23 protein-coding genes are annotated in these 22657 nt (G+C 64.7%); 17 read left to right on the top strand and 6 right to left on the bottom strand.

Translation table 11 applies throughout. The features are described from left to right. Nucleotides 1–7: 7 nt before the first annotated feature. On the bottom strand, nucleotides 8–967 hold the full coding sequence (locus ACQ5SP_RS06770) for an MBL fold metallo-hydrolase (RefSeq protein WP_430937589.1): 960 nt from the start codon (nucleotides 965–967) through the stop codon (nucleotides 8–10). 130 nt (nucleotides 968–1097) lie between these two features. Here ACQ5SP_RS06770 and ACQ5SP_RS06765 point away from each other — a divergent pair, with 130 nt between their 5' ends. The 4 genes from ACQ5SP_RS06765 to ACQ5SP_RS06750 all read left to right on the top strand — a co-directional run bounded on the left by ACQ5SP_RS06765 (nucleotide 1098) and on the right by ACQ5SP_RS06750 (nucleotide 5061). Beyond that, nucleotides 1098–1862 (top strand): SDR family NAD(P)-dependent oxidoreductase, encoded by a 765-nt coding sequence (locus ACQ5SP_RS06765; protein ID WP_430937588.1) that lies wholly within the window; start codon nucleotides 1098–1100, stop codon nucleotides 1860–1862. A 3-nt stretch (nucleotides 1863–1865) separates the two neighbouring features. Beyond that, the gene (locus tag ACQ5SP_RS06760; RefSeq protein WP_430937587.1) at nucleotides 1866–2345 is read left to right on the top strand and encodes a GNAT family N-acetyltransferase; all 480 of its coding nucleotides are present in this window, start codon (nucleotides 1866–1868) and stop codon (nucleotides 2343–2345) included. A 76-nt stretch (nucleotides 2346–2421) separates the two neighbouring features. Beyond that, the gene (locus ACQ5SP_RS06755; RefSeq protein ID WP_430937586.1) at nucleotides 2422–2886 is read left to right on the top strand and encodes a (2Fe-2S)-binding protein; all 465 of its coding nucleotides are present in this window, start codon (nucleotides 2422–2424) and stop codon (nucleotides 2884–2886) included. 3 nt (nucleotides 2887–2889) lie between these two features. Further along, nucleotides 2890–5061 carry a molybdopterin cofactor-binding domain-containing protein gene (locus tag ACQ5SP_RS06750; protein WP_430937585.1) on the top strand — a complete coding sequence of 724 codons (2172 nt, stop codon included), beginning with the start codon at nucleotides 2890–2892 and terminating at the stop codon, nucleotides 5059–5061. On the opposite strand, the gene ACQ5SP_RS06745 is transcribed toward ACQ5SP_RS06750, so the two are convergent. Next, nucleotides 5058–5750, bottom strand: coding sequence for a D-lyxose/D-mannose family sugar isomerase (locus ACQ5SP_RS06745; RefSeq protein WP_430937584.1), 693 nt, complete (start codon nucleotides 5748–5750; stop codon nucleotides 5058–5060). The genes ACQ5SP_RS06750 and ACQ5SP_RS06745 overlap by 4 nt on opposite strands. Before the next feature lie 427 nt (nucleotides 5751–6177). Between ACQ5SP_RS06745 and ACQ5SP_RS06740 the strand changes: the two genes are divergently transcribed. After that, nucleotides 6178–6687 (top strand): Hint domain-containing protein, encoded by a 510-nt coding sequence (locus ACQ5SP_RS06740; RefSeq protein ID WP_430937583.1) that lies wholly within the window; start codon nucleotides 6178–6180, stop codon nucleotides 6685–6687. Nucleotides 6688–6846: 159 nt separating this feature from the next. Next, the gene (locus ACQ5SP_RS06735; protein WP_430937582.1) at nucleotides 6847–7704 is read left to right on the top strand and encodes a polysaccharide deacetylase family protein; all 858 of its coding nucleotides are present in this window, start codon (nucleotides 6847–6849) and stop codon (nucleotides 7702–7704) included. A gap of 63 nt (nucleotides 7705–7767) precedes the next feature. On the opposite strand, the gene ACQ5SP_RS06730 is transcribed toward ACQ5SP_RS06735, so the two are convergent. Further along, nucleotides 7768–8244 (bottom strand): hypothetical protein, encoded by a 477-nt coding sequence (locus ACQ5SP_RS06730; protein WP_430937581.1) that lies wholly within the window; start codon nucleotides 8242–8244, stop codon nucleotides 7768–7770. Nucleotides 8245–8919: 675 nt separating this feature from the next. On the opposite strand from ACQ5SP_RS06730, the gene ACQ5SP_RS06725 reads away from it, so the two are divergent. From ACQ5SP_RS06725 to ACQ5SP_RS06695, 7 genes are all read left to right on the top strand, one after another. Then, entirely contained in the window at nucleotides 8920–10218 is a 1299-nt protein-coding gene (locus ACQ5SP_RS06725) for a tyrosine-type recombinase/integrase (RefSeq protein WP_430937580.1), read from the top strand. Then, a complete protein-coding gene (locus ACQ5SP_RS06720) occupies nucleotides 10215–11555 on the top strand; it encodes a hypothetical protein (RefSeq protein WP_430937579.1) in 1341 nt (446 codons plus the stop codon). Before ACQ5SP_RS06725 ends, ACQ5SP_RS06720 begins: the two co-directional genes overlap by 4 nt. Before the next feature lie 78 nt (nucleotides 11556–11633). Beyond that, nucleotides 11634–12332 carry a hypothetical protein gene (locus ACQ5SP_RS06715; RefSeq protein ID WP_430937578.1) on the top strand — a complete coding sequence of 233 codons (699 nt, stop codon included), beginning with the start codon at nucleotides 11634–11636 and terminating at the stop codon, nucleotides 12330–12332. Next, nucleotides 12329–12544 (top strand): helix-turn-helix transcriptional regulator, encoded by a 216-nt coding sequence (locus ACQ5SP_RS06710; protein ID WP_430937577.1) that lies wholly within the window; start codon nucleotides 12329–12331, stop codon nucleotides 12542–12544. Before ACQ5SP_RS06715 ends, ACQ5SP_RS06710 begins: the two co-directional genes overlap by 4 nt. 266 nt (nucleotides 12545–12810) lie before the next feature. Next, nucleotides 12811–13251 (top strand): hypothetical protein, encoded by a 441-nt coding sequence (locus ACQ5SP_RS06705; protein ID WP_430937576.1) that lies wholly within the window; start codon nucleotides 12811–12813, stop codon nucleotides 13249–13251. 522 nt (nucleotides 13252–13773) lie between these two features. Further along, a complete protein-coding gene (locus ACQ5SP_RS06700) occupies nucleotides 13774–14889 on the top strand; it encodes a DUF262 domain-containing protein (RefSeq protein WP_430937575.1) in 1116 nt (371 codons plus the stop codon). After that, nucleotides 14886–15533 (top strand): MAE_28990/MAE_18760 family HEPN-like nuclease, encoded by a 648-nt coding sequence (locus ACQ5SP_RS06695; RefSeq protein ID WP_430937574.1) that lies wholly within the window; start codon nucleotides 14886–14888, stop codon nucleotides 15531–15533. The genes ACQ5SP_RS06700 and ACQ5SP_RS06695 overlap by 4 nt, the downstream gene beginning before the upstream one ends. An 87-nt stretch (nucleotides 15534–15620) precedes the next feature. Here ACQ5SP_RS06695 and ACQ5SP_RS06690 read toward each other — a convergent pair whose 3' ends face one another. After that, nucleotides 15621–16298, bottom strand: coding sequence for a LexA family transcriptional regulator (locus ACQ5SP_RS06690; protein WP_430937573.1), 678 nt, complete (start codon nucleotides 16296–16298; stop codon nucleotides 15621–15623). 1996 nt (nucleotides 16299–18294) lie between these two features. On the opposite strand from ACQ5SP_RS06690, the gene ACQ5SP_RS06685 reads away from it, so the two are divergent. From ACQ5SP_RS06685 to ACQ5SP_RS06670, 4 genes are read left to right on the top strand one after another with little or no spacing between them, the layout of a single operon-like run. Further along, entirely contained in the window at nucleotides 18295–18552 is a 258-nt protein-coding gene (locus ACQ5SP_RS06685) for a helix-turn-helix transcriptional regulator (RefSeq protein WP_430937572.1), read from the top strand. Then, on the top strand, nucleotides 18549–18782 hold the full coding sequence (locus tag ACQ5SP_RS06680) for a hypothetical protein (RefSeq protein ID WP_430937571.1): 234 nt from the start codon (nucleotides 18549–18551) through the stop codon (nucleotides 18780–18782). Before ACQ5SP_RS06685 ends, ACQ5SP_RS06680 begins: the two co-directional genes overlap by 4 nt. Nucleotides 18783–18788: 6 nt before the next feature. After that, the gene (locus ACQ5SP_RS06675) at nucleotides 18789–19682 is read left to right on the top strand and encodes a DUF7146 domain-containing protein (RefSeq protein WP_430937570.1); all 894 of its coding nucleotides are present in this window, start codon (nucleotides 18789–18791) and stop codon (nucleotides 19680–19682) included. After that, nucleotides 19679–21565: a DUF927 domain-containing protein gene (locus tag ACQ5SP_RS06670; RefSeq protein ID WP_430937569.1), complete on the top strand. Its 1887-nt coding sequence runs from the start codon at nucleotides 19679–19681 to the stop codon at nucleotides 21563–21565. Before ACQ5SP_RS06675 ends, ACQ5SP_RS06670 begins: the two co-directional genes overlap by 4 nt. Here the strand turns inward: ACQ5SP_RS06670 and ACQ5SP_RS06665 are convergent. Further along, complete coding sequence (locus tag ACQ5SP_RS06665) at nucleotides 21562–21744, bottom strand: hypothetical protein (RefSeq protein WP_430937568.1); 183 nt, start codon at nucleotides 21742–21744, stop codon at nucleotides 21562–21564. The genes ACQ5SP_RS06670 and ACQ5SP_RS06665 overlap by 4 nt on opposite strands. Before the next feature lie 93 nt (nucleotides 21745–21837). Next, nucleotides 21838–21966, bottom strand: a complete 129-nt coding sequence (locus tag ACQ5SP_RS06660; RefSeq protein WP_430937567.1) for a hypothetical protein — start codon at nucleotides 21964–21966, stop codon at nucleotides 21838–21840. Nucleotides 21967–22657 lie beyond the last annotated feature (691 nt).

Genomic DNA, 22657 nt, shown 5'->3' with positions numbered 1-22657 from the left:
GCCGGCGTTACTCCCATTCCATCTCCTCGTAGACCCGGCCGGCGTTCTTGGTCGCCAGTTCCTCGAAGGTATCGAGATGCGCATAGGGCGACTGGTCGACGTAGTAAGCATCGGTCAGATCGCCGCCGGCGTCGAGATATTCGCCGATCTTTCCGCGGATATAGACGAGATAATCGCGGGTATAGCGCCGCACCTGGTCCATGTTGGTCGGGTGCCCGTGCCCGGGGATCACGTAAACGGCCCCGAGCGACTCGAACGCGTTTTCCCAGGTATCGATCCAGTCGGAGGTGTCGGTCTCGGCGAATATGGGCAGCATCCGCTCGTGGAAGGCCATGTCGCCGGCGATCACCAGCTTTTCATCCGGCAGCCAGACCTGGATGTCGCCAGGGCTGTGGGCGGGACCGAGATGCAGCACCTCGACGCGCATGTCGCCCATCTCGATCACCTTGCGATCCTCGAAGGTCTCGGTCGGGCCGACCACGCTGGTGCCGGCGGCCTTGTCGCGGTTGTAGCGCTTCATCCCCTCCAGGATCGTGCCGCCATAGGCCTCGATCTCGTGGGCCGCGTCCACATGGGCCAGGATCGGGACGCCCTGCTCGGCCCAGTAGGAATTGCCGAGCATCGCGTGCCCCTGGCCGTTCTCGTTGATGACCAGCTTCACCGGCTGGTCGGTGATCGCCCTGATCTCCTGGTGCAGCGCCTCGGCCAGCACATAGGCCGCCCCGCCATTGATGACGATCACCCCGTCGCCGGTGACGAGGAAGGACAGGTTGTTGTTGTGGCCGGTGTTCTCGTAGGTGGGCGGCGCGGTGGCGCCGATGGCCGACCAGACATTGGGGATGAACTCCACCGGTTTCGCGTAGAGCGGGCTTTGCGGGTACTGGTCGGCGATATCCTCGCTGGCCAGCGCGGCGACCGGCAGCAGCGCCGCCAGCGCCGCCGCGGCGGCTGTCGTCTTGAACGTCATCGGGTCTGTCCTCCTCCGGTTTTGGCGGCATCTTCATATTCGCTATCGTGAATGTAAAGACCCGGCTTTCCGTCTTGCCCGCCCGGTCCGGCTGCGCGACCATGCGCGCGTCTGGAAAACGGAGGCGCGGATGACCGACACGCTCGATGGCAAGCATGCGCTGGTCACCGGCGGGGGCAGCGGGATCGGCCGGGCCGTCGCGCTCGCGCTGGCCGGCGAGGGCGCGATCGTCACGGTGACGGGCCGCCGGGCCGAGGCGCTGGAAGAGACCTGCGCCGCCGGCCCCTGCATCCACGCGCAGGTCATGGACGTCACCGACGAGGACAGCGTGGTCGCCGCCACCGCGGCCGCGGTCGCCGCGCGCGGCCCCGTGGACATCCATGTCGCGAATGCCGGGCGCGCCGAAGGCAATGCGCTGCACAAGACCGACCTGGCGTTCTGGCGCCGGCTCATGGCGACCAATCTCGACGGCGCCTTCCTGACCATCCGCGAGTCCCTGCGCAGCATGCGCGGGCGCAGCTGGGGACGGGTCATCGCCGTGTCGTCGATGGCGGGGATCCGCGGGCTGCGGGGGGCCAGCGCCTATACCGCGTCCAAGCACGGGATGCTCGGGCTGGTGCGCGGGCTCAGCGAGGACTATCTCGGCACCGGGCTGACCTTCAACGCGCTCTGCCCCGGCTATGTCGACACCCCCATCGTGACCCGCAACGTCGAGACCATCGCCGCGCGCACCGGCATGAGCCCGACCGAGGCCGCGGCGGTGATGACCGACTCCAACCGCCATGGCCGGCTGGTCGCGCCCGGCGAGGTCGCGGCGGCGGCGCTCTGGCTCTGCGGGCCGGGCTCGGGATCGGTCAACGGGCAGGCGATCGAGATCGCCGGCGGACAGGTCTGAGCCATGCGCGCGATCGGGCGCCCCCGGCTGCGGCGCTATCGCGCCGGGGATGCCGCCGCGACCCATGACGTCTTCTTCCGCGCGGTCCACGAGGGCGCCGGCCACCATTATTCCACCGCCGAACGCGCGGCCTGGGCCCCCGGCCCCGGGATGCCGCGGGACTGGCCGCAGCGGCTCGGGGCGCACCTGACCTGGGTCGCGCTGAAGCGGCGCCGGGTCGTCGGTTTCGCCACGCTCGGCCGCGACGGGCATCTCGATCTCTTCTACGTGCTGCCCGAGGCCATGGGCGGCCGCGTCGCCCCGGCGCTCTATGACCGGCTCGAAGCCGAGGCCCGCGCGCGCGCCCTGCCCCGCATGGACACGGCCGCCAGCCACCTGGCGCGGTCCTTCCTCGCGCGGCGCGGCTGGGCGGTGCTCGCCCGCCAGAGCGTGATCCGCGACGGCGTGCCGATCACCAATTTCCGGATGGAGAAGCTTCTCTGACCCCTTCCGGGGATGGTCAGGCCCGAAGCCGCACCTATAGTCTGGCCGTGACGGCGCGAACCGCGGAGGCATGGCCATGGCGATCACCCTGACGGTCAACGGCACCTTGCACCGGCTCGACCTGCCCGGCGAGGTGCCGCTCCTCTGGGCGCTGCGCGACGCGCTGGGGCTGACCGGAACGAAATTCGGCTGCGGCATCGCCGCCTGCGGCGCCTGCACAGTGCATGTCGACGGGCAGGCCGTGCGATCCTGCCAACTGCCCGTCGCCGATGTCTGGGGGCCGGTCACGACGATCGAGGGGCTCGGCACGCCCGGGGCGCCGGCCGCGATCCAGCAAGCCTGGATCGATCACCAGGTCGCGCAATGCGGCTATTGCCAGTCGGGCCAGATCATGCAGGCGGCCGACCTTCTCGCGCGCAGCCCCGACCCGAGCGATGCCGAGATCGACGCCGCCATGGCCGGCAATCTCTGCCGCTGCGGCACCTACGGGCGCATCCGCGCCGCGATCCGCGACGCCGCCGGCCGTATGCAGGAGGGCTGAGCCATGTCGCGTCTCGGCACCATCACCCGCCGAAGCTTCCTTGTCGGCAGCGCCGCCGTCGCGGGCGGCGTCGCCTTCATGGTCTGGCAGGACCGCCGGCCCGTCGCCAACCCGCTCGATCCGGACGGCGACGCCGTCACGCTGAACCCCTGGCTGGTTCTCGACGGCACGGGCGCCACCGTGGTCGTGCCGCGCGCCGAGATGGGCCAGGGCGTGCAGACCACGCTGGCCGCGCTGGTGGCCGAGGAGCTGGATGTCGCCTGGGAAGACGTCCGGGTGATCCACGGCCCGGCCTCGGCCAGCTACTATAACGGGGCGCTGCTCCGGGCCGGCCTGCCCTTCAAGGACTATGCCATGACCGGCTGGCAGGAAACGCTGGCCGACCAGACCGGCGTGATGGCGAAGATGCTGGGGCTGCAGGTGACCGGCGGCTCGACCTCGACGGTCGATGCCTTCGAGAAGATGCGCCATGCCGGGGCCGCCGCCCGGATCACGCTGACCCGCGCCGCCGCCGACCGGCTCGGCGTGGCCGAGGAGGCGCTCGGGACGGCCGACGGCGCGGTCATCGCGCCGGACGGCACGCGCCTGCCCTATGCCGAGCTGGCCGAGGCCGCCGCCCGCCTCGACCCGCCGCGCCGCCCGCCGCTGCGCCCGGCCTCGGAATGGCGGTATCTCGGGCGGTCGCTGCCGCGGCTCGACATGGCCGCGAAGGCGACCGGCACGGCGGTGTTCGGCATCGACGTGCAGCTGCCCGACATGCTCTATGCCACGGTCAGGCGGGTGCCGCGGCTCGGTGCGGCGATGACGGGCTACGACGCGGGCACCGCCGCCGAGATGCCTGGCGTCACCCGCATCGTCGAGCTGCCCGACGGCGTCGCGGTCGTCGCCATCGCCGCCGCCTTCGACGGGACGGCCAACTCGACGCTGCGCGATACGGGCGACGTCGAGGCCGCGCTTTCCGGCGCGACCGGCGACGACGCGCCCCCGGGCGCGACGATCGAGGCCGAGTATCGCGTGCCCTGGCTCGCCCATGCGACGATGGAACCGATGAACGCGACCGCGCGCTTTTCGGGCGAGACGCTGGAGGTCTGGTGCGGCAACCAGGCCCCGGTGCTCACCCGGCAGAAATGTGCCGAGGCCCTGGCGCTGCCCGAGGCGGCCGTCACGGTGCATACGACCTTCCTGGGCGGCGGGTTCGGACGCCGCGCGGAGGTGGATTTCTCGACGCTGGCCGCGCGCGTGGCGCGCGCGGTGCCCGGGCGCCCGGTCAAGCTGACCTGGACGCGCGAGGAGGACATGCGCCACGATTTCTACCGCCCCGCCGCCATCGCCCGTTTCCGCGGCGCGGTCGCCGACGGCCGGGCCACCGCGCTCGAGGGCCGGATCGCCGCGCCCTCGGTCACGCGCCAGTCCGGCGAGCGCATGGCGGGATTCGCCGCGCCGGGGCCGGACAAGGGCCACGTCGAAGGTGCCTTCGACCAGCCCTACGCGATCCCGAACTACCGGATCGCGGGCTACCTGGCCGATCTGGCCGTCCCGGTCGGCTTCTGGCGGTCGGTGGGGAATTCCTTCAACGGCTTCTTCCACGAGAGCTTCGTCGACGAGCTGGCCCATGCCGCCGGCCGCGACCCGCTTGCCTTCCGGCTCGATCACGTGCGCCCGGCCCATGCGCCCTCGGCACGGTTGCTGGAAGACGTGGCCGAGATGTCGGGCTGGTCCGGCACCACGCCCGCGGGCACCGGGCGCGGCGTGGCGCTGACCTATTCCTTCGGCACGCCGGTCGCCCAGGTCATCGAGGTCACCGCGACCGATGCCGGGATCCGCATCCCCCGCGCCTGGATCGCCTGCGACGTGGGCACCGCGCTCGACCCGCGCAACATCGAGGCGCAGATGGTCTCGGGCCTGGTCTACGGGCTGTCGGCGGCGGTGCATGGCAAGATCACCTTCGCCGACGGCGCCGTCGAGCAGGGCAATTTCCCGGATTACGACGCGCTGCGCATGTCGACCGCGCCGGCGGTCGAGGTTCGTATCCGCGAAGACAACGCCCATATGGGCGGCGTCGGCGAGCCGGGCACCCCGCCCTCCATGCCGGCGCTGGCCAACGCGCTTTTCGACCTGACCGGGGAACGCGCGCGCGAGCTGCCGCTGGCCGCGCGTTTCGATTTCATGCTCTAGGGGGTGCCGAGCCAGGCGTCGTAATCCGAGACCAGCAGGTGATCGGGCGCGGTATCCTCCGCCACCGCGGCGAACCGCGCGACGGGGTCGCGGAAGACGTTGTCGGTCACATCGTCGTTGACCGTCGAGACCTCGCCGATCAGGACGTCGCCCCCCTCGCCCCAGAAGGCATGCCAGTCGCCCGGCATCAGCGTGACGCTCTCGCCCGGGGCAAGGTGCAGCACCTCGCCCGGCGCGAACGCCCGCGCGATGCCGTCGCACTGCACCGTGCCGCCGGCCCCGAGGTCGAAATTCCCCGCCGCGTCGGAGCCGAAAAGCTCCACCGCCAGGGTCGCCCCGCCCCGGTTGATGATGTCCTCGGCCTTGAGTCGGTGCCGGTGCATCGGGCTCAGCTGGCCGGCGCGCGAGACCAGCAGCTTCTCGGCATAGCACATGCCCCGGCCCCGGCGGAGATCGGCCAGCCGCCCGTTGCGCAGAGTGAAAAGCACCAGCCCCATTTCCGCGAAGCGCCCCGCGCCGTAATCGGTCACGTCCCAGCCGAGCCGGCGCTCGACGATCCCGCCGATCTCTGCGCGGCGCGCCTGCATCCCGGCCGGCGACCACCGGGCAAAGGGCGGCAGCCGGACCCCGAATCCCCCGATGAAATCGGCCGCCTCCGCCAGGATCGTGTTGATCTCGCTCCGCTTCATGGGGCCGAGGATGTCAGCCCCCCGCCAGGGCGGCAAGTCTCCGCCGACCGCTTGTGTCGCAAAGATGGCGGCCCGCGTCAGGCGGATTGTTCGCCCCGGGGGAACAAACCCGGGCGGGCAGCGGCGTCTCCGCAGGCCCGGCGGCGGCCGCCCTGCCCCGATTGTCGCCGTGGCGGCAATAGTCGAGCCGGGGCGGCGCCCGCGGCGCGGCCGGGGCATCCAGAAATGGTCATACCGGGGAAGATCGGCTTCCTGATTTCGCCGTATTTGCCCGGCATCAAGACCGGGTAACACCGCGTCGCCCGGCGACCGGGCCGCCCTACCGGGGCAGCGCCCGGCGGCAGATCCGGCGGCGCGCAGGCAGGACAGGACAGGGACCGGTTGCGGCCGGGCCAGGCGCCGCGACGCGGCAGGCAAGGAGGACCAGATGACGGCAGCGGAACACCAGCAAGGCGCGGCGCGGCAGATCCCGGCAGACGACGGCGCACACCGGGCGGCGGCCCCGCGGCCCTGGACCGTGCCGGGGCTGGCCGCGCGCACGCCGGTGGCGACCGCCTGCGGCGACATCCCGGCCCACCTGCTGCGCGAACGCGACCTGGTGCTGACGGCCGGGGGGCAGTATGCGCGGATCGCCTGGCTCGACCGGATCCGCCTCGACACCGATTTCCTGAGCCGCCACCCGGGCGCGCGCCCGGTCCTCGTGCGCGCCGGCGCCTTCGCGCCGGGCGTGCCCGCCACGGATCTCATGGTGTCGCCGGGACAGACAATCGGCCCGGCGGACCGGCTCTCGGGGGGCGCGCTGACGCCGGCCGCACAGCTGGTCGCGCCGCCCGACATCGCCCCGGCGACGGTCACGGACGTGACCTACACCGTCTTTCATTGCGGCGAGCCGGTCAGCGTGGCCATGGGCGGCCTCTGGGCGCACCTGGCGCCCTGACGCCGCCTTCCGCGCGGCCCCCGTCACGCGCGGATCCAAGCGCGGGGTGCGGCACAGGCGGCACCGGGCGCATATCCGCTTTGTCGCCGGCCCCGAACCGTGTCATCCTCGTACCCCGGAGGGAGTCTTGCGAATGATCGCGCGATCGAGGGAACGGACATGACGGCGCGCGGCCGGAAAACACGCGGGGCGGCGGGTTTGCTGTCCGCCGCGATGTCCTGCCTGCCGGGTGTCGCCTGGCCGGATGCCGGGCTCGTGAGCTTCACATTCGATGACGCGTCGCGCACCCAGTACGAGCTGGGCTTTCCCGTGACGCAGGCCCACGGGGTCCGCGGCACGCTCTTCGTCGTGACGGAGGATGCCGACGCGGCCACGCGCGAGGTGGCGCGGGGCAAGGCGGCGGCGGAGGACAGCGCCGAAGGCGATGCCGCGGCCTACGTCCCCACCAGCTGGGCCATGACCTGGGACGAGATCCGGCAGCTCCGCGATGCCGGCTGGGAGATCGGGTCACACACGCATACCCACCCCCACCTGCCGGAGCTCGACCACGCGCAGGTCGTCCACGAGATGGAAACCGCCCTGGCGCGGATCGAGGCCGAGACCGGGGTGACCGCGGTGTCCTTTGCCCCGCCCTACGGGGATTTCAGCGAGGAAACGCTGGACCTCGCCATGGACCGGCATGCGTATCACCTTCTCGCGCTGGGGCAGGAAAACAAGGGCCACAACCCGGTCGCCTCCGTCGATCCCACGCGGATCGACAGGTTCGGCGTCTATAACTGGACCGCGCCCGGGTCGGTCTGCCGCGAGATGGCCCGCACCGAGGCGCGCAAGACATGGCTGGTGGTGATGTTTCACGGCTTTTCCGAGGACGCGCCCGGCGACTACGAGATCCGCGTCGACGCGCTGCGCGACATCATGGCCTGTGCGCGCGCGCTCGAGGACGGCGGCCATATCCGCGTCGCACCCGTTGCCGAGGCGATGAACCTGATCCGCGGGACCGCGGCCGCGCCGGACTAGCCCCCGGCGGCGGGCGCAGGTCCCGGACCCGGGCCGGATCGGCCGCGCCCCGGACGGGGCGGGTCAGCCGCAGACCTGGAACTGCACCACGCCGGAGCCGGAGCCGAACCGCTGCATGGTGTGTTTCTCGATGTCGATCAGGTAACCGTCGCCGCCGAGGTTGTTCGAGCAGCAGCCATTGCAGTCGGAATCCGAGCACAGGTCGAGCACTTCCACGACGATCTCGCGGCTGCCCTGGCGAAGCCGCAGGGACTTTCCGCCGAACTTGCGCCAATGCTTCTGATGGACCGCGGCGATGTTTCTGCGCGCGACCCAGTCCTGGGATTTCTTGCCGCGCACGCCGTAGAACTGACCGGCCCACTTGCAGCCGTTATACTGGACGCATTCCACGCTGCCGGGATCCGGGTAGCTTTCGTAATTCGTCAGCGCCGCGCTCTGCCACTCGCCCTTGCAGACCACGTCCGCCGCTGCCGCGGGGGCGAAAAACAGCAGGGTCAGGAACAGGATGGACCGGGCCGCGCCCGGGATCGTCTTGGTCATACCGATCTCCTCAATCCGGAAGATGACACGCGTCTTTACATGCACTTCTTGGCCAAAGTTTGTCGGTGCGCCTGGACAGCGTCCGACGAACGATCGGGCAGAGATGCAAAATGGACGGTGAGTATTACGAAACGCTGCATGTCCTGTCATGCCGCGTGCCGGACCCTCGGCGTATTCTTGCCAGTTTCACGGGAGTCCACGGCCCCGCGCGCGGGGCCTGGCCGGCGTGGCGCGGCCTGCAAGCGGGCCGGGGCACGCCAACGCCTTCCCCTTCCTGACGGCCGAGGTCGGCGGCATCGGCAAGATGGTGCGCAGGATTACGGAAGCATCCGCAGTCTCGCGGTGCCGCCGCCCTGTGGTCGCATGCGCTGAAACCCCTGGTTTTTTGGTGCCCCCAGAGAGACTCGAACTCCCGACCCTCTGATTACAAATCACTGTCACACATCCAACTACCAACTTGATATCCCACCTATCTTTTCCGGCACCCAAAACACAAGCCATTGTTTTAATGTTGCTTTATGTGGCGCAGTGTGGCTCAGTGAAAAAGGCGACATGACAAATCGTGAAAGATGATGCAATTTAAATCAGTGACAAATCAGGTGACAGGGATTGATAGGCGGGCAGACCTCGGACCCGCTGAGAAATCATAAGTAGACCGTTGGCGGGAGCCTCGAAATGGTAAAATTGACGGACGGCAAGGCGGGAAACATCGCAAAGGCAGAGCCCCCCGCGAAGGGGCAAAGGCTAATATTCGACCAGCACAGGGATGCACCGCGCGGCTTCGCCCTGCGGATCACGGCCGCAGGCGGGAAGGCCTTCATCCTTCGCTATCGCATCGACGGCAGGGAGCGGCGAAAGACGATCGGGCAATGGCCAACATGGGGACTTGAGGCCGCCCGCGAGGAGGCCCGGAAACTGCTGGTGGAAATTGATAGAGGCCGCGACCCCCTCGAGGAGGCGCGGCGCCGGAAAGCCGAATTGCTGGTCAAGGATCTGGCGGCAGAATGGCTTGAGAAGCATGCTTCCGGCCTCGCAAGTGAGGGCGACATTCGCGCATACGTAAATAACGACATTATCCCCGCGCTCGGCCATAAGAAAATTACAGACGTGCGCCGCAGGGACATTATCGAGCTTGTAGAGGGCAAGGCCGAGGCCGCGCCTCGCGGCGCGGCGGTGTTGCTGATCTACGCCCGCCGGCTTTTTGAATACGCAGCCAACCGCGATCTTATCCCCGCGAACCCTGCGGCCGGCCTCAAGCCCTCGGCGATCACTGTTAAGGGGCGGCGCAATCCGCTTGTCCCGAAAGTTCGCAGCCGAGTCTTGGATCATTCCGAAATCCGGAATTTCTGGCGGCACGTCGAAGCCAGCGGCATGCGCAAGCTTACCGCGCTCACGCTTAAAATGGTGCTCTTGACCGGGCAGCGCCCCGGAGAAGTCGCGGGAATGCTCGAGGAGGAGATTGACGGGCGCTGGTGGACAATCCCTGCGGCCCGGCGCGGCAAGACCGGAGACGCCCACACCGTTTACCTGACCGACACCGCGCTCGAGGTGTTGAGCGCGGCGCGCGCGGAAAGGGATCGCCTAGCCAGGCGGCGCACCGACCCGCCGCGGCAATTCATTTTCGAGGCGGTCGCGGGCTCAGCCGTCACCGCCAACGCCCTCGCCCGCGCGGTCCGGCGGGCGCGCGCCGCATTGAAGGCCAAGATGGACCCTCAATGGGGCGCCTGGACGCCGCACGATCTACGCCGCACGATGCGCACAGGCCTCTCCGCGTGCCGTGTTCGCCCGGATATTGCCGAGCTGGCCATTGGGCACGTAAAGCGCGGAATCGTTGCCACATATGATCTGCACGGCTTCGAGTCCGAGCGGCGTGCCGCCCTCGAGGCGTGGGAGTCTCGCCTGCTTCGCATCATTTCAGGCCAGGACCCCGACGCCCAAGGCGATAACGTGGTGCAATTGGAGGCTCGGCCATGAGCGCATTTCAAGAGCGCATCAAGGCGATGGCCGGCGATTATATCGAGATCCTCGAGAAAGCCGGCCTGCCCACCGAAGGCCGGACTCTCGCATACAGATCGCCGGAAGATCGCGGATTGGTGGAGGTCGAGCCGCCGCTGCGACTTCGCCAAGATAACCCTCATGAGCGACCTCGGGTTCGAGTCTCCAAACGGCGCAGCGGTGAAGCGCAAGACATTGCTCCACCTGACTCCCCGGGTGGGATGGGGCACAATAGCCGGCATTACGCAGATCATGCGAACCAGCCTGAGCCCCTGTCCGGTCGCGTGAGTGAGCCTAAGCCGTTCTCAGACCCCTGGTTTGCGCAAAGGGCTCTACGCTATTGCGCGTTGATCTGGAAAGACCTTGAAGAGTCCAAAATCTCAAGCCGGACGGTCGCCAACACCGCGCTCTTATTCAGCCTTCAACAGAATTGGCGGATTCGCAGGGATAAAAGCAATATTGAACTTGTGAAATTAGCAGAGCTTTTTGGGTCAAAAAAATCATCCGAAATTTCCGCCAAAAAGCATAACCCCAACCGCGCACCAACCCACGTTATTCTCGAATTTATGAGAAAAAGAATTCTAGAACATAAAGAAAATGGAAAGAATGACAGGGGCGCGCTACGCGAAGCAAAGAAGGATACTGCTAAAGAAGGGCTTGTTTCTAGCGTGAGGGCGGCGGGCGAGCTTTGGCGCAATCATGTCGAAAAAGCCGGCGCCACACTAAAGGGCGATTTTCTAAAGGCTGATCCGCCGGATGGCTGGGGCGCGATTGATACTGCTGAGGATCATGTAAATTATGTGCGCCGGCTTACATACAAAAATTGGATTGATCTGAGAACGCAATACGTAAAACCTGGCACATACTCCGTTTCACACCCTGATGGTGATTTCTGGGGTTACCTCGAGGTTTTGCTCGATGACTGCGAAGGCGCCGAAGAAAGGTACCTATGTTCTGCGATTTTGAATGATCGCGCAAACCCCACTGAGTTGACACTTGAGCGCGCCGCGGAGCTTTTCATAATTTTCGAAAAGCGAGCTTTTAAGGAGGCCTACGGGCACCTCTACGATAGAGCTGCGGCTGAGCTTGATAAGAAAAAAGTTGGTAGCCAACCTCATAACGAAGCCATGAAAAAGGGGGGACACGAAATCGCGACCGCGATGCGCGAATACATTTTTGGCCCAGAAGAACACAGCATCAAAAAAGCTGCTGACTTTGTTTTTTGGCATAACGGTTTAGGCGAAAGCGAAGAAGCAAACCGCAGGCGTTATTATCGCTGGTGCAGAGATAACGGCTTCAAGACCAAGCCAAACTGATCTGTGTCACCCCACGCCATGTGCGTTTCCGGGTATGGCAGATTCCCTTTATCGGCAATCGAAATAGGGAATCTTCCGATGACACGAAAGACTAATGAACTCCCCGAGCACATTGCAGCTGCACTCTCTGATGCAGCCACCCCGTCCGCAAAACTGGCAGATCTTATTGCGCAGACAGAAAAGGCCGCAGCAGAGACGGACGCGGCGGCCGATGAGGCCAAGCGCAGTTCGCTTGACCCGACACTCAGCCAGAGAAGCGCCGAGAAGGCCAAGCTAGAGGCCGATAAAGCCTTGTGGGCTGCCGAGCGTATGCGTACCGCCTTGGCCAGCCTGCAACAGCGTAAGGATGAAAGAGAGGCCGAGGAGGCCGAGGAAGCTCGCCGCAAACGCTATGAAGCCGCTAAGGCCAAGCGCGATGCAGCTGCCAAGCTTATTCGCTCCGAATACCCGGCCGCACAAGAGGCTTTGACTAAGTTGATTTCAGCGATCGCGGTGGCGCGCGTCGAGGTTGGCCAGGTCAATCGCGACCTGCCCGATGGCGCGGCCGAACTCGATGCCCCGGAAGGCCATGCATTCGGGTATCCGCAGGCACCCCATAATCGGAACCCGTCTCATCTCGAGCCGCCACAGATCCTCGAAATGCTGGTGCCCGATTTTAAGAACCCCACTCAGCCGGTTTGGCCGCCTCGGTGGAACGGCGGCGCCCAAGGCCGCAAGTTCGAGCAAGAGCTCGACCAGCTCGCGGCCTCATTTGTGAAGAATGGGGGTGTAGCATGACCAACCCCCTCTCTAACCTGTTCACCGAACAGCAATACGCCGATCTTCGCCGGGTGTCTCGCCGCACGGTCCAGCGCGACCGCGCCCTGCGGAAGGGCCCCCCTTTCATCAAGATTGGCCGGCGGATCTACTACCGGCCTGAGGCCATCGAGGCCTGGCTTCTCGCGAATGAAGAGATCCCGGTCCGGTCCGGGATCACCGTGAAGGCATGACGCGGAGAAATTTGTCGGGTCAGAGCCGCCCCCACGGCCCGGCTCGAGGGTGCGGGCGCACCATTCCCCAGCGGCGGTTTACGTCGCTGGGGTTTGGCGTGAGCAGGCGCCGGCAGCCCTATTCCGACTGCCACCTCAATACTGAATAGCCCCCCTGCCGGCGAAGCGGCGGGGGTCCGGGAAGCGTGTAACCTGGCGGGATCACGTTATTCGTATCACACCCCTACCGCCTCGCTTCGCTGGCGACAAGACAGCGAGCAGCGACAATGATTTTCAAGGACCTACCGCGCCAAACCCGGCGCAAGATAAAACAGCAAGCGGACTCGATTGGCTTGTGGGTAGCCAAAACAACTGTTTCCCGAGATCAATCGGGGCAGTTGGCCGCGATCGAGGACCCAAACGCCTTACGGGCCCTGCAGCGCGGTTTTGCGGCCTTGGTCCGAAACGATTTTGAACCCGTCGCGCTTCGGCTTACAGAGTCCGAGGCGGCCGCGCTCGATGCCGAAGGGCACGCCATTCCCGGCGCCGACTGCTGGGCCGGTTTCGGCCTTGATGTTGACGGCCGGGCTTCATGGGTAACGCTCTACGCGTGCGGAGTTGGCATGTCGGTAGAGGACGAGGCCGTGAACGCAGAGACCCTGACACTCGAGCGCCTCGCAGCCCATTGCAACACCTCCGGGCTCCCGGATGGGGGATTCACGGCATGACCCGGCTGCAAATCCTCTATCTTATGCGTCGCTTTGATGTGACCGAGGCGCAAGCGCAGGCCTTGGCCGCACTAATTTGGGCCTAAGCAACGCGGCAGGCCGCGGGGGCAGAGGGCAGCGCCAGAGGACGCGGACATCCTGCCCCAGGGCGCGCGCGATGGCGGTGGCGAGGATGTTGGATAGCTCCACCAACCGCTCATCCGCGGTGAGCGTGTCGGCGGGCGGTGCGAAGGAGATGTCGTTCGGCATGGGGAGCGAACCTCCTGAGGCGGTTTGCTCCGTGTTCGCTGCTTGCGGTACACGAATTCAAGCCAAAACAAGGGGTTGCCGTATATGTGAGAGCCCCCGAGTATTTGATAGTGCGCGCTTGTGCGATTCCGTGGCCACCAGCAGAGCGGTAGCCGTACACCGCAGCGACGCTGTCTTTGGGGGGGGCACCCTACGGAAGCTTGCACAGACCAGTCGCCAATTACCGTGCGAGAATGCTACTAGTGGAGAAGAAGCTTGGAGGGCAGACAGCGTATGTTGGCAGAAGAAATCGAAAACGCACAGCGGCTTGTGCGCACAGACGCCTATCAGATGTCCATAGGCGAAATTGTAAGTATGTACGAAAATGAAGAGGTAGTTGTTGATCCTGAGTTCCAACGCCTCTTCCGCTGGGATATTGGACAGAAATCTAAGCTAATTGAATCCCTGCTACTTGGAATTCCCTTGCCATCAATCTTTGTGTTTGAAAGAGATGACGGCACTTGGGAGCTTATTGACGGACTCCAGAGGATCTCAACCATCCTTGAGTTCATGGGTCGCCTTCGAAATCCTGACGGAGGCTTGCTTCCGCCCTCAGCACTTGAGGCCACAAAGTATCTTCCCTCTCTTCACAATGCGGTTTGGGAGGTGTCCGAGCGAATTCAGGACGTGCCTACAGATGACCAATCACCTCTGGAGAAGGTCCAGCAACTTGCAATACGTAGAGGTCGACTTGGCGTTGAAATCCTCAAGCGACCGAGTGACGATCAAACCAAATATGACCTATTTCAGAGATTGAATGCAGGCGGAACTCTGGCCAACGCGCAGGAGCTTCGCAACTGCATCATGCTCATGATTAACGCGGACTATTTCCGGGCAGTCAAGGCCGCCGCAGAGGAAGCAAATTTTCGAAGCGTCATCTCTGTTTCTGAAGAGCAAGCTGAAAGGCAGCGTCACATGGAGATGGCCGTCCGATTTCTCGTCCATACCAACGTGCCCTACGACGGTCGGCTTGATGTGGAAGAATACATTGATGAAGGGATTGTACAGCTCGCACAGGCCGGCGATCACGCAAAAGCAGTTCTTCAAATCAACCGAACGTTCCGTTTGTTGCTTGCTGCCGCTGGCCAGGGCGCGTTGCGTCGATTCCAAGGCGGTCGGCACACAGGGAAAGTTGGGCTCGTTGGGCTTGAAGCTATTGCCGTAGGCGTTGCAAAGAACATCGACCAGATATTGGCTCTGGGGGATGACGGCGCAAAGAAATTCGTCAAAGAAAAGATTCAGACGTTTTGGACTCAGCCAGAAGCGGAAAGCTCCACATCTCCCGGCCTTCGTGGGACGTCCCGCATTCAGCGCACAGTGCCGTTTGGCGAGAACTGGTTTCGCCCATGACGAAGCCGTACTCTGAAACCGACTTCTCGACACAAATTACCGAAGATCGAAACTGGCGTATCAAGGAGATATCGGATCTGAAGTCTGCGATAAAAACGGGTGATGAAGCACTTAGAAGAGTGCTACTTCGCGCATTGGTTGCGATCTGCTATGCCCATTGGGAGGGGTATGTACGCTTCACGGCTCGAAAATATCTAGAGCATGTTGCTTTGAGGAAGTATCAGTATGCAGAATTAGATGCACAGTTTTTTCGGAACTACTTTTTGCCGCGACTAGCAGCTCTGTCTTCATCAAGATCGAGTATCGCCGAGCGGTGCGCACTAGTGGACGAGATTCTTAATTCCTCAGATCGTAGGTTTAGCCGTGTGAATGAAGACCTTGTTAACACAAAGGCGAACCTCAACTCCGAAGTTTTGGCAGACATCTGCTTGGTGTGCGGGATCCAAGCGGAGGAATTTTCTGATCGTTCCACCTTCGTTGACGTTATACTTCTTAAGCGTCGAAACTCTATCGCGCATGGTGAAGATACACTGATTGATATGTCGGAGCTCGAGGAGATCACGACAGGAACTATCGCCTTGATGCGAGGATTTGGTGACGCATTGGAAAATCGTGTAGTGCTAAAGGGTTATAAGGCGGCATGAAACTGAAGTTCCATCTCGCCGAATAAATCATGGCCATGCGGTGTTTGAAGTTGTGCCGAAGTCGGCAACTCGCTCTGCTGAGTATTGTCAGATATCCCGCGCGAACCAACGGATGCGGCCGACTATGTGAATCTCGTCAGCCGTTCGCTCGTAGGGGCTGTAGAAGCCGTTGTCCGAGATGACGCGCACTGCCGGCGGGTCGCTGTTCGGGATGTGTTCGAGGCGCTTGGCGACCAGTCCCATGCCGTCGTGCAACACGAAGATCCCCGGCGGGTTTGGGGCGCGCCGCGCCATGTCGTCCAGCACCGTGTCGCCGTCGAGCAGTGTGGGCGCCATGCTGTCGCCCTCGACATGCATGATCCGCAGCTGGGACGGGCTGGCCTTCAGGCTCTGCCGGATCCAGGACCGGCGGAAATGGTAGGCGCGGTCGGCGGGATCCTCATGCTCCTCGACCACTGCGCCGCCGCCCATCGACGGGCGGGGGCTTGCATGCGCGATCGAGACGAAGGCTTCGTCCGGGTTCTCGATGAACGGCGGCCTTCCTTCCACATCGCCGATCCCGTGGATCAGCAAATCACGGTCGACCTTGAGCACCCGGGCAACCTCGGCCAGCCGGTCGATACCGGGGCGGGATGATCGTCCGCTCAGGATTCCGTAGACAAAGGAGCGGTTTACCCCGGCCATTTCGGCGACGTGGGTGGGGCTGAGGCCGAGCTGGTTGGCCCGGGCCCTGAGACGGTCGGCAAGCGTGTGATGCTCGTTCATGTTTCTCCACTCATTTTTGGGTGAAATAGGATAAAGTCAGATTGATCGGCGGCCGCCGCCCCCCGCGCCGAGGTACCTGGCCCGATCGCCGCGGCTGCCGGCGCCCGGCGCTCTATCGAGGCCGCGCGGTCAGGGGCCGGATCCTCGCGCTCCCCTTTGCCTGCTTCGGCCCTGCGGCCTACCGTGCCGCCGGAGTGTTGGGGCGCGCTTCGCTTTCGAAGTGCTGCGCTCAAAGGGCGCCTGTAAACGGTATCAGTTTTCTCCGGAGATCGCGGGTCCTTCTGAGCGGATTCCTATACGGGGCGGCGGAGCGCAATAGTTTAACGATTGAACATTTTTGAAAGGCTGCAACCCGGTACATGGCGCATCATTGCGGCGCATGGTGAGGCATTGCGACACGCTAGCGGCTCTTGGTGTAGGTCACGCGGTTACCGAAAAAAGGGGCCTGTGTAACCTGCAATGTAACCTTGTGAGAGGGTAAAAACCTTTATTAATCAATAATATAATATATTAGGTTACACGGTTACACGGGTTACACGGATTTAGAACGTTCCCGTTCGTTTTTTCCAGATCCCAGGCCACACCGCCGCGCTCGCCGGTGCCGATTATTGAATCAATATCTTGTGGTCGAGTGATAGGCTGATTGGGGTGTTTGCATTCACATACATAGCCAAAATCCGGGTAACCCGTGTAACCGTGTAACTTAATACATAAGTTATTGCTTTAATTACTGCTTTTCGGTTACAGAATAAAATCTCCCGGTTACACGATTTCCTGACGGGTAACCTTCAAGCTTCATTTATGAGGCTTGGCGGTACATCATGTGGCTCAATGCAAAACATCGATCTGGACTCCCAGGCGCTCTGATAGCGCAAAAACGGGCTAAAAATGGCAGTGCCTAACGAGTCCGCACCTACTACATCTTGTATCCGGCTATTCCGAGATGGCTGGGCTGCCTTAGCGCGGCCTCGGCGATCCCCGGCCGGGTAGAGCGCGCTCGATGCCGTGGCGCGCGTCGGTGCCTGCCTGACCGCCGCCCCGCGCGGTTCGCCCGCTGATGCCGATCCCTCGCCTCGATCGCCAGCGCACCGCCACCGCGCCGCGCGCCGGCGGGGTGCCGCCCTGACCTAGCAGCGCCGGCGCGCGCGCCCGGCACATCGGCTGACTTCCCGCCCTCGGCCACCGGATCACCGCCCTGGTGCCGGGCCACGCCCGGCCGCCTCCGGGATCCGCGCGGTTCATCCGCCACGCCGGGCCGATCCGTGCCCCTCCGCCCAGGCTTTCGAGCCGAGGCGGTCACGGGCGCAGCACCCGCACCCACCGCCGCCGGGGCGCCTGCCGAGCGCCTCGCGCTCGCAAGGCAGGGCCGCGCCGCCCGGAAAGGCGCCCCCGCTCACCTTCGATCGCCGGCCCCGCCGGTCACCTGCGCCTCGATCGCCAGCGCACCGCCACCGCGCCGCGCGCCGGCGGGGTGCCGCCCTGACCTAGCAGCGCCGCCCCGCGCGCCCGGCACATCGGCTGACTTCCCGCCCTCGGCCACCGGATCACCGCCCTGGTGCCGGGCCACGCCCGGCCGCCTCCGGGATCCGCGCGGTTCATCCGCCACGCCGGGCCGATCCGTGCTCCTCCGCCCAGGCTTTCGAGCCGAGGCGGTCACGGGCGCAGCACCCGCACCCACCGCCGCCGGGGCGCCTGCCGAGCGCCTCGCGCTCGCAAGGCAGAGCCGCACCGCCCGGAACGGCGCCCGGCTCATCCTCGAGCGCCGACCCGGCCCGTCACGTTCGCTTCGGTCGTGGGATCTCGCCGCCGGGCGCCGCCCTGACCTAGCAGCGCCTCGCAGCGGGCTTGTGGCCCGGCATTCTGTGCCGGCCCTCCAAATGCCATTTTAGCGCATTGATGCGGTGCGTTGCGTGAAGCCTCAGTGTGTCACCCCACGCCCTGTGCGGTTTCGGCTGTGGCAGCTTCCGACTCGCATCGAGCGTGAAAGGAACCCGATATGCACCACAACCGCACTACCCCTCCGATTTGCAGCGGCACGAACGCGGCAGAGCTCTTTGAAGATCGGCTTTTATCGAGATCCGAGGTTCAAGCTTACTTCGGGCTTAAAAAGCGATTCCTGGAAGTTGCCGCCAGCCGCGGCGACGGCCCCCCTATGCTCCGCATCGGGCGGAGCGTGCGCTATCGCGTCGGAGATCTCCGCGACTGGATCGAGGCGCGCCGGGTCACTTGTTCCGCCGGTGAGGTGCAGCAATGACCCAGGGCAACGTATCTCGCCAGAGCTATGATGAGCTCGCGGCCGCTTTCGAGATCGAAAAAGCGGAGCGCGCCAAGATGCGCGACGATCTCGAGGCGATGAAAGAGCACATCTCGGATCTGCGCCTCGAGTTGGAGGAGGTGCAGGGCGCGGCAGATAGCGCATACCGGAAGGCCAGCGAGGCGAAAGACGCCGCGGGCGAAGCCTGGCGCCGCGCCGGGACTCGGTGATCCGTCATGGGCGCCGAGGAAATCACGCGGGCGCTCGGCGGCGATTGGCTCGGTCGATCAGGTCGCGCCGCCTGTCCCGTTTGCCAGACCGAGGGCTGGCCGCGACAGCGTGCCTTGGTCGTTTCGGAATGCTTGGGCGGGTTGTCGCTCGACTGTGAAAAGGCAGGCTGCGACGCACTTGCAACCCTTCAAGAATGGGGGTGGGTTGAAGGCCGCAAGGCCTCGGCAACCCTGCCCTTGCCGATCGAGGCCGCGCGCCACCGCCAAGAGGAGCTGGTAAGACAGAGAGAGTGCCTGGACGCGGCGCATGATCTTTTTAAGGAAGGGGTCAGTTGCGACGGAACGCCGGCGGAAACCTACCTTGCCGCCGCGCACGGGATCTCCGGGCTTCGGCTCGCCCGAATGGGCCGAACCCTGCGCTTTCACCCTGCCGCATTCCATGCGCCGACCGGGCGCCGGCTGCCGGCGATCCTCGCGAGGATCCGCGCCTCGCGCGGCCGGGCCCTTGGCGTGCATCGCACATTCCTTTCGCCGGACGGGTCCAGCCGGGCCGATGTGCAGCCGTCTGAGATGATCCTTGGGCCGCATGCCGGCGGGGCTGTGCGCCTCGGCCCTGATGCGCGGATGATCGCCCTGGCAGAGGACCTATGGACCGCGCTTGCGATCAAATCGGCGGCGCGTCTCACCGTTTGGGCGATACCCTCAAAGATCGGATTCCGGGGGTTCGCGCCCCCGCCATTGCCCTCCGCCGAAGTCGTGTTGATCGCGGCCCACCCCGAGCGCCACGCCGCGGCTGAGGCGGCTGCAAGAAATATTCAAGCCGGTGGCCGGGCGGCCTCGATCATTCAGCCGCCCAGGGCGGCGGCCAACTTCAACGAAATACTGAGGCAATATTCATGAGCGAGAACGAGATAAAAAAGGCGTTCGAGTCTGCCGAGGATATCGACGCCACGCCGCACGCGGACCAGCAAGAGAGCCGGCCGAAGGGTGGCGGGTCCCGCAAGCGCCGTAAGAAATACTTCCCCTTCAAAGTGGAGAACGGCCGCGTATGGCGTCATATTCAGAGCGAAGACGACGACAGCGAGTCCCGCAAGAAATGGGTGCCGTTCGTCTCAGAGGTGAACGTCCTGGCCTCTACCAGGAGCGCGAACGGCGATAATTGGGGCCGACTCGTGGAGGTCGTCGATCGCGACGGAAACCGCCACCGCTGGGCGATGCCGCTGGAAATGCTCGCTGGATCGGGCGAGGAGCTGCGGCGGGAACTTTTGAGCCGCGGTCTCGAGCCGGTGCCTGGGGTGCAGAGCCGGAAATGGAAAGAGTGGCTTAACGAATACCTGACGAGCGCCGACCCGGCGGCTAGTGCCCGGTGTGTCTCGAATATCGGATGGCATGACGAGACTTTCGTTCTGCCCGATGAAACGATCGACGCCGGGGGGCAGTCAGAGGAGGTGTTGCTTCAAAGCGCGGAGCGCCTAGATCATGCGATGAACGCGGCCGGCGATCTTTCTGACTGGCGCCAATCGATCGCGGCCGAGGCGCTCGGAAACTCTCGCCTTGTGCTGGCAATTTCCGCGGCGTTTGCCGCCCCGCTTCTGGCGATCACAGGGCAGACTGGCGGTGGGTTTCACCTTCGCGGCGGCTCATCCATCGGCAAGTCAACTGCCTTGGCGGTGGCCGGATCGGTTTGGGGCGGCGGTGGCGTTCAAGGCTATGTGCGGAACTGGCGCACGACGGACAACGCGCTCGAGGCGCTCGCGGCGATGCATGATGACTCGTTGCTTTGCCTCGACGAGCTCTCCCAGATCGAGCCGCGGGCGGCCGCCGCCGCGGCCTACATGCTCGCGAACGGCCGCGGGAAATCTCGCGCCGGGAAGGACGGCCAAGCCCGCCGGGGGTATGAATGGCGGACCCTTTTCCTTTCCACAGGCGAAATATCCCTGGCCGACAAGATCCGTGAAGGCGGGGGGAATATGGCCGCCGGCATGGAGGTGCGCGTGGTCGATCTTCGCGCGGATACCGGATCGGGCTTGGGGATTTTCGAGAGGCTCCCCGATGGGCTCGATGCGCCGGGCTTCGCGGTCGAACTGAATAACCGGGCAAGCCGCTTTTACGGCACACCCATTCGCGAATTCCTGCACAATCTCGTTTCCGACATCCCCGCCTATCGTACCCGGCTCAATCACCTTCAATCTCTGTTCACGGACTCGACGCTTCCCAAGGGTGCTGATGGGCAGGTTGGCCGCGTTGCGGCCCGGTTCGCGATCGTCGCCGCCGCCGGGGAAATCGCTTCCGAAATGGGAATTACCGGATGGGGTAAGGCCGCGGCCACAACGGCCGTATCCCAGTGCTTCAGTGATTGGCTCAAAGATCGCGGCGGGACAGGATCGGGCGAAGTCACCGAAGCCTGTAGACGGCTTCGGCACGCGATAGAGACCGACGGGCAAAGCCGATTCCTTCCCTGGTATCACGATCCGCGCACCGTTGTGCGCATCAAGACCCTGGGCTATGTCCGGCGGCCCCGTGAAGAGGAAGATGCGGCGCCTACGCTTTATTTCTTCCACGGTTCCGGCTTGCGAGACCTTTTGAGCGGCCTCGATTTCCGGAGCGTGACCGCGGGCCTAGCAAAAATCGGGGTGATTATCCCTCCCGATTCCGAGTCTAGCGATGGAAAAGCCGGGCGGCTCAGCAAGGTTTGGAAAGTGCCATCTGAGGAACGTAGCGTGCGCCTCTATCAGGTTGACGCGGACCTAATCGCTGCGGGCGCTTCGGATGGCGATGCTTAGATGTGTGAGTCTGATTTTTCGGGGATAGCTTCCGGCACTGAAAGCGCCAGGCGCACATACTGCTCGAGCGCCTGCCGCGCCATTTCCTCGGCCGAAACCCCCTCTCGCCGGGCCCACTGGTTGATTTTCTTTCGGGCCATTGGCTCGAGATCCGATAGCTTCATCTCAATTTCCGGCATGTGGGCCTCCGAATGTCTGTAGCTTCGCAATCATAGCGAAAAGGCGCCGCGCGTACATGGGGACCCGCGGCGCGCACCGGTTCAACATTTGGTTTAGGTCTCGCCGCTATCTTTTTTTAAATGAAGAATCGCTTCGAGCTTGTCGCAAAAGGCGTGCAGCTCTTCTTCTGTGTAGTTGAGTGTGAGCCGGATGATCTCGTTAATCATTTGTTCGCGTTCCATTGTAGCGCCTCCTGAGCGTGGTTTCGATGCCTTGAGCAAAGCCCCGCGCCACCCAAGAAATCAAGATAAAAATGCTGTAACTACATATTTTTATTTGATTTTTTTACTGAATTTTGTTGCGCGAACAGTGCACCGTTATCGTCACCATTTATTGTTTCGCTAGGGATCGCCGAGTGCCCAACGGGTGGGTGCTCTCCCATTGTTCTGACCGGCGCGCGCAAGGCAGGGCCGCACCGCCCAGGCGCACCGCCCGGCTCACCTTCGATCGCCGGCACCGCCGCCGGTCACCTGCGCCTCGGTCCTGGGATCTCGCCGGCGGGGCGCCGCCCTGACCTAGCCGCGCCGTCCCGCGCGCCTGGCACATCGGCTGACTTCCCGCCCTCGGCCACCGGATCACCGCCCTGGCGCCGGCCAACGCCCGGCCCCGCCGGGATCCGCCCGGCTCACCCGCCACGCCGGGCCGATCCCGTGCCCCTCCGCGTAAGCTTTCGAGCCGAGGCGGTCACGTGCGCACCACCCGCGGCCACCGGCTCACCGCCCGGCGCCCGCGCAACGTGCTCGCAAGGTAGGGCCGCCCTACCCAGGCGCGCCGCCCGGCTCACCTTCGATCGCCGCCGCCGCCGGTCACCTGCGCCTCGGTCCTGGGATCTCGCCGGCGGGGCGCCGCCCTGACCTAGCCGCGCCGTCCCGC

The organism is Rhodovulum sp. YNF3179 (assembly GCF_050586465.1).
Lineage (GTDB): Bacteria > Pseudomonadota > Alphaproteobacteria > Rhodobacterales > Rhodobacteraceae > CAJXYS01.
The sequence above is the reverse complement of the archived record's forward strand: the minus strand, read 5'-3'. Positions and strand labels throughout refer to the sequence as shown.

Excerpts from the sequence above, each read along its gene's own strand:
- ACQ5SP_RS06705 (WP_430937576.1), top strand. The coding sequence starts at position 12,811 with ATGATTTTCAAGGACCTACCGCGCCAAACCCGGCGCAAGATAAAACAG.
- ACQ5SP_RS06760 (WP_430937587.1), top strand. The coding sequence starts at position 1,866 with ATGCGCGCGATCGGGCGCCCCCGGCTGCGGCGCTATCGCGCCGGGGAT.
- ACQ5SP_RS06745 (WP_430937584.1), bottom strand. The coding sequence starts at position 5,750 with ATGAAGCGGAGCGAGATCAACACGATCCTGGCGGAGGCGGCCGATTTC.
- ACQ5SP_RS06675 (WP_430937570.1), top strand. The coding sequence starts at position 18,789 with ATGGGCGCCGAGGAAATCACGCGGGCGCTCGGCGGCGATTGGCTCGGT.
- ACQ5SP_RS06660 (WP_430937567.1), bottom strand. The coding sequence starts at position 21,966 with ATGGAACGCGAACAAATGATTAACGAGATCATCCGGCTCACACTCAAC.
- ACQ5SP_RS06715 (WP_430937578.1), top strand. The coding sequence starts at position 11,634 with ATGACACGAAAGACTAATGAACTCCCCGAGCACATTGCAGCTGCACTC.
- ACQ5SP_RS06750 (WP_430937585.1), top strand. The coding sequence starts at position 2,890 with ATGTCGCGTCTCGGCACCATCACCCGCCGAAGCTTCCTTGTCGGCAGC.
- ACQ5SP_RS06690 (WP_430937573.1), bottom strand. The coding sequence starts at position 16,298 with ATGAACGAGCATCACACGCTTGCCGACCGTCTCAGGGCCCGGGCCAAC.
- ACQ5SP_RS06665 (WP_430937568.1), bottom strand. The coding sequence starts at position 21,744 with ATGCCGGAAATTGAGATGAAGCTATCGGATCTCGAGCCAATGGCCCGA.
- ACQ5SP_RS06680 (WP_430937571.1), top strand. The coding sequence starts at position 18,549 with ATGACCCAGGGCAACGTATCTCGCCAGAGCTATGATGAGCTCGCGGCC.
- ACQ5SP_RS06735 (WP_430937582.1), top strand. The coding sequence starts at position 6,847 with ATGACGGCGCGCGGCCGGAAAACACGCGGGGCGGCGGGTTTGCTGTCC.
- ACQ5SP_RS06725 (WP_430937580.1), top strand. The coding sequence starts at position 8,920 with ATGGTAAAATTGACGGACGGCAAGGCGGGAAACATCGCAAAGGCAGAG.
- ACQ5SP_RS06740 (WP_430937583.1), top strand. The coding sequence starts at position 6,178 with ATGACGGCAGCGGAACACCAGCAAGGCGCGGCGCGGCAGATCCCGGCA.
- ACQ5SP_RS06755 (WP_430937586.1), top strand. The coding sequence starts at position 2,422 with ATGGCGATCACCCTGACGGTCAACGGCACCTTGCACCGGCTCGACCTG.
- ACQ5SP_RS06730 (WP_430937581.1), bottom strand. The coding sequence starts at position 8,244 with ATGACCAAGACGATCCCGGGCGCGGCCCGGTCCATCCTGTTCCTGACC.
- ACQ5SP_RS06670 (WP_430937569.1), top strand. The coding sequence starts at position 19,679 with ATGAGCGAGAACGAGATAAAAAAGGCGTTCGAGTCTGCCGAGGATATC.
- ACQ5SP_RS06720 (WP_430937579.1), top strand. The coding sequence starts at position 10,215 with ATGAGCGCATTTCAAGAGCGCATCAAGGCGATGGCCGGCGATTATATC.
- ACQ5SP_RS06765 (WP_430937588.1), top strand. The coding sequence starts at position 1,098 with ATGACCGACACGCTCGATGGCAAGCATGCGCTGGTCACCGGCGGGGGC.
- ACQ5SP_RS06695 (WP_430937574.1), top strand. The coding sequence starts at position 14,886 with ATGACGAAGCCGTACTCTGAAACCGACTTCTCGACACAAATTACCGAA.
- ACQ5SP_RS06700 (WP_430937575.1), top strand. The coding sequence starts at position 13,774 with ATGTTGGCAGAAGAAATCGAAAACGCACAGCGGCTTGTGCGCACAGAC.
- ACQ5SP_RS06710 (WP_430937577.1), top strand. The coding sequence starts at position 12,329 with ATGACCAACCCCCTCTCTAACCTGTTCACCGAACAGCAATACGCCGAT.
- ACQ5SP_RS06685 (WP_430937572.1), top strand. The coding sequence starts at position 18,295 with ATGCACCACAACCGCACTACCCCTCCGATTTGCAGCGGCACGAACGCG.
- ACQ5SP_RS06770 (WP_430937589.1), bottom strand. The coding sequence starts at position 967 with ATGACGTTCAAGACGACAGCCGCCGCGGCGGCGCTGGCGGCGCTGCTG.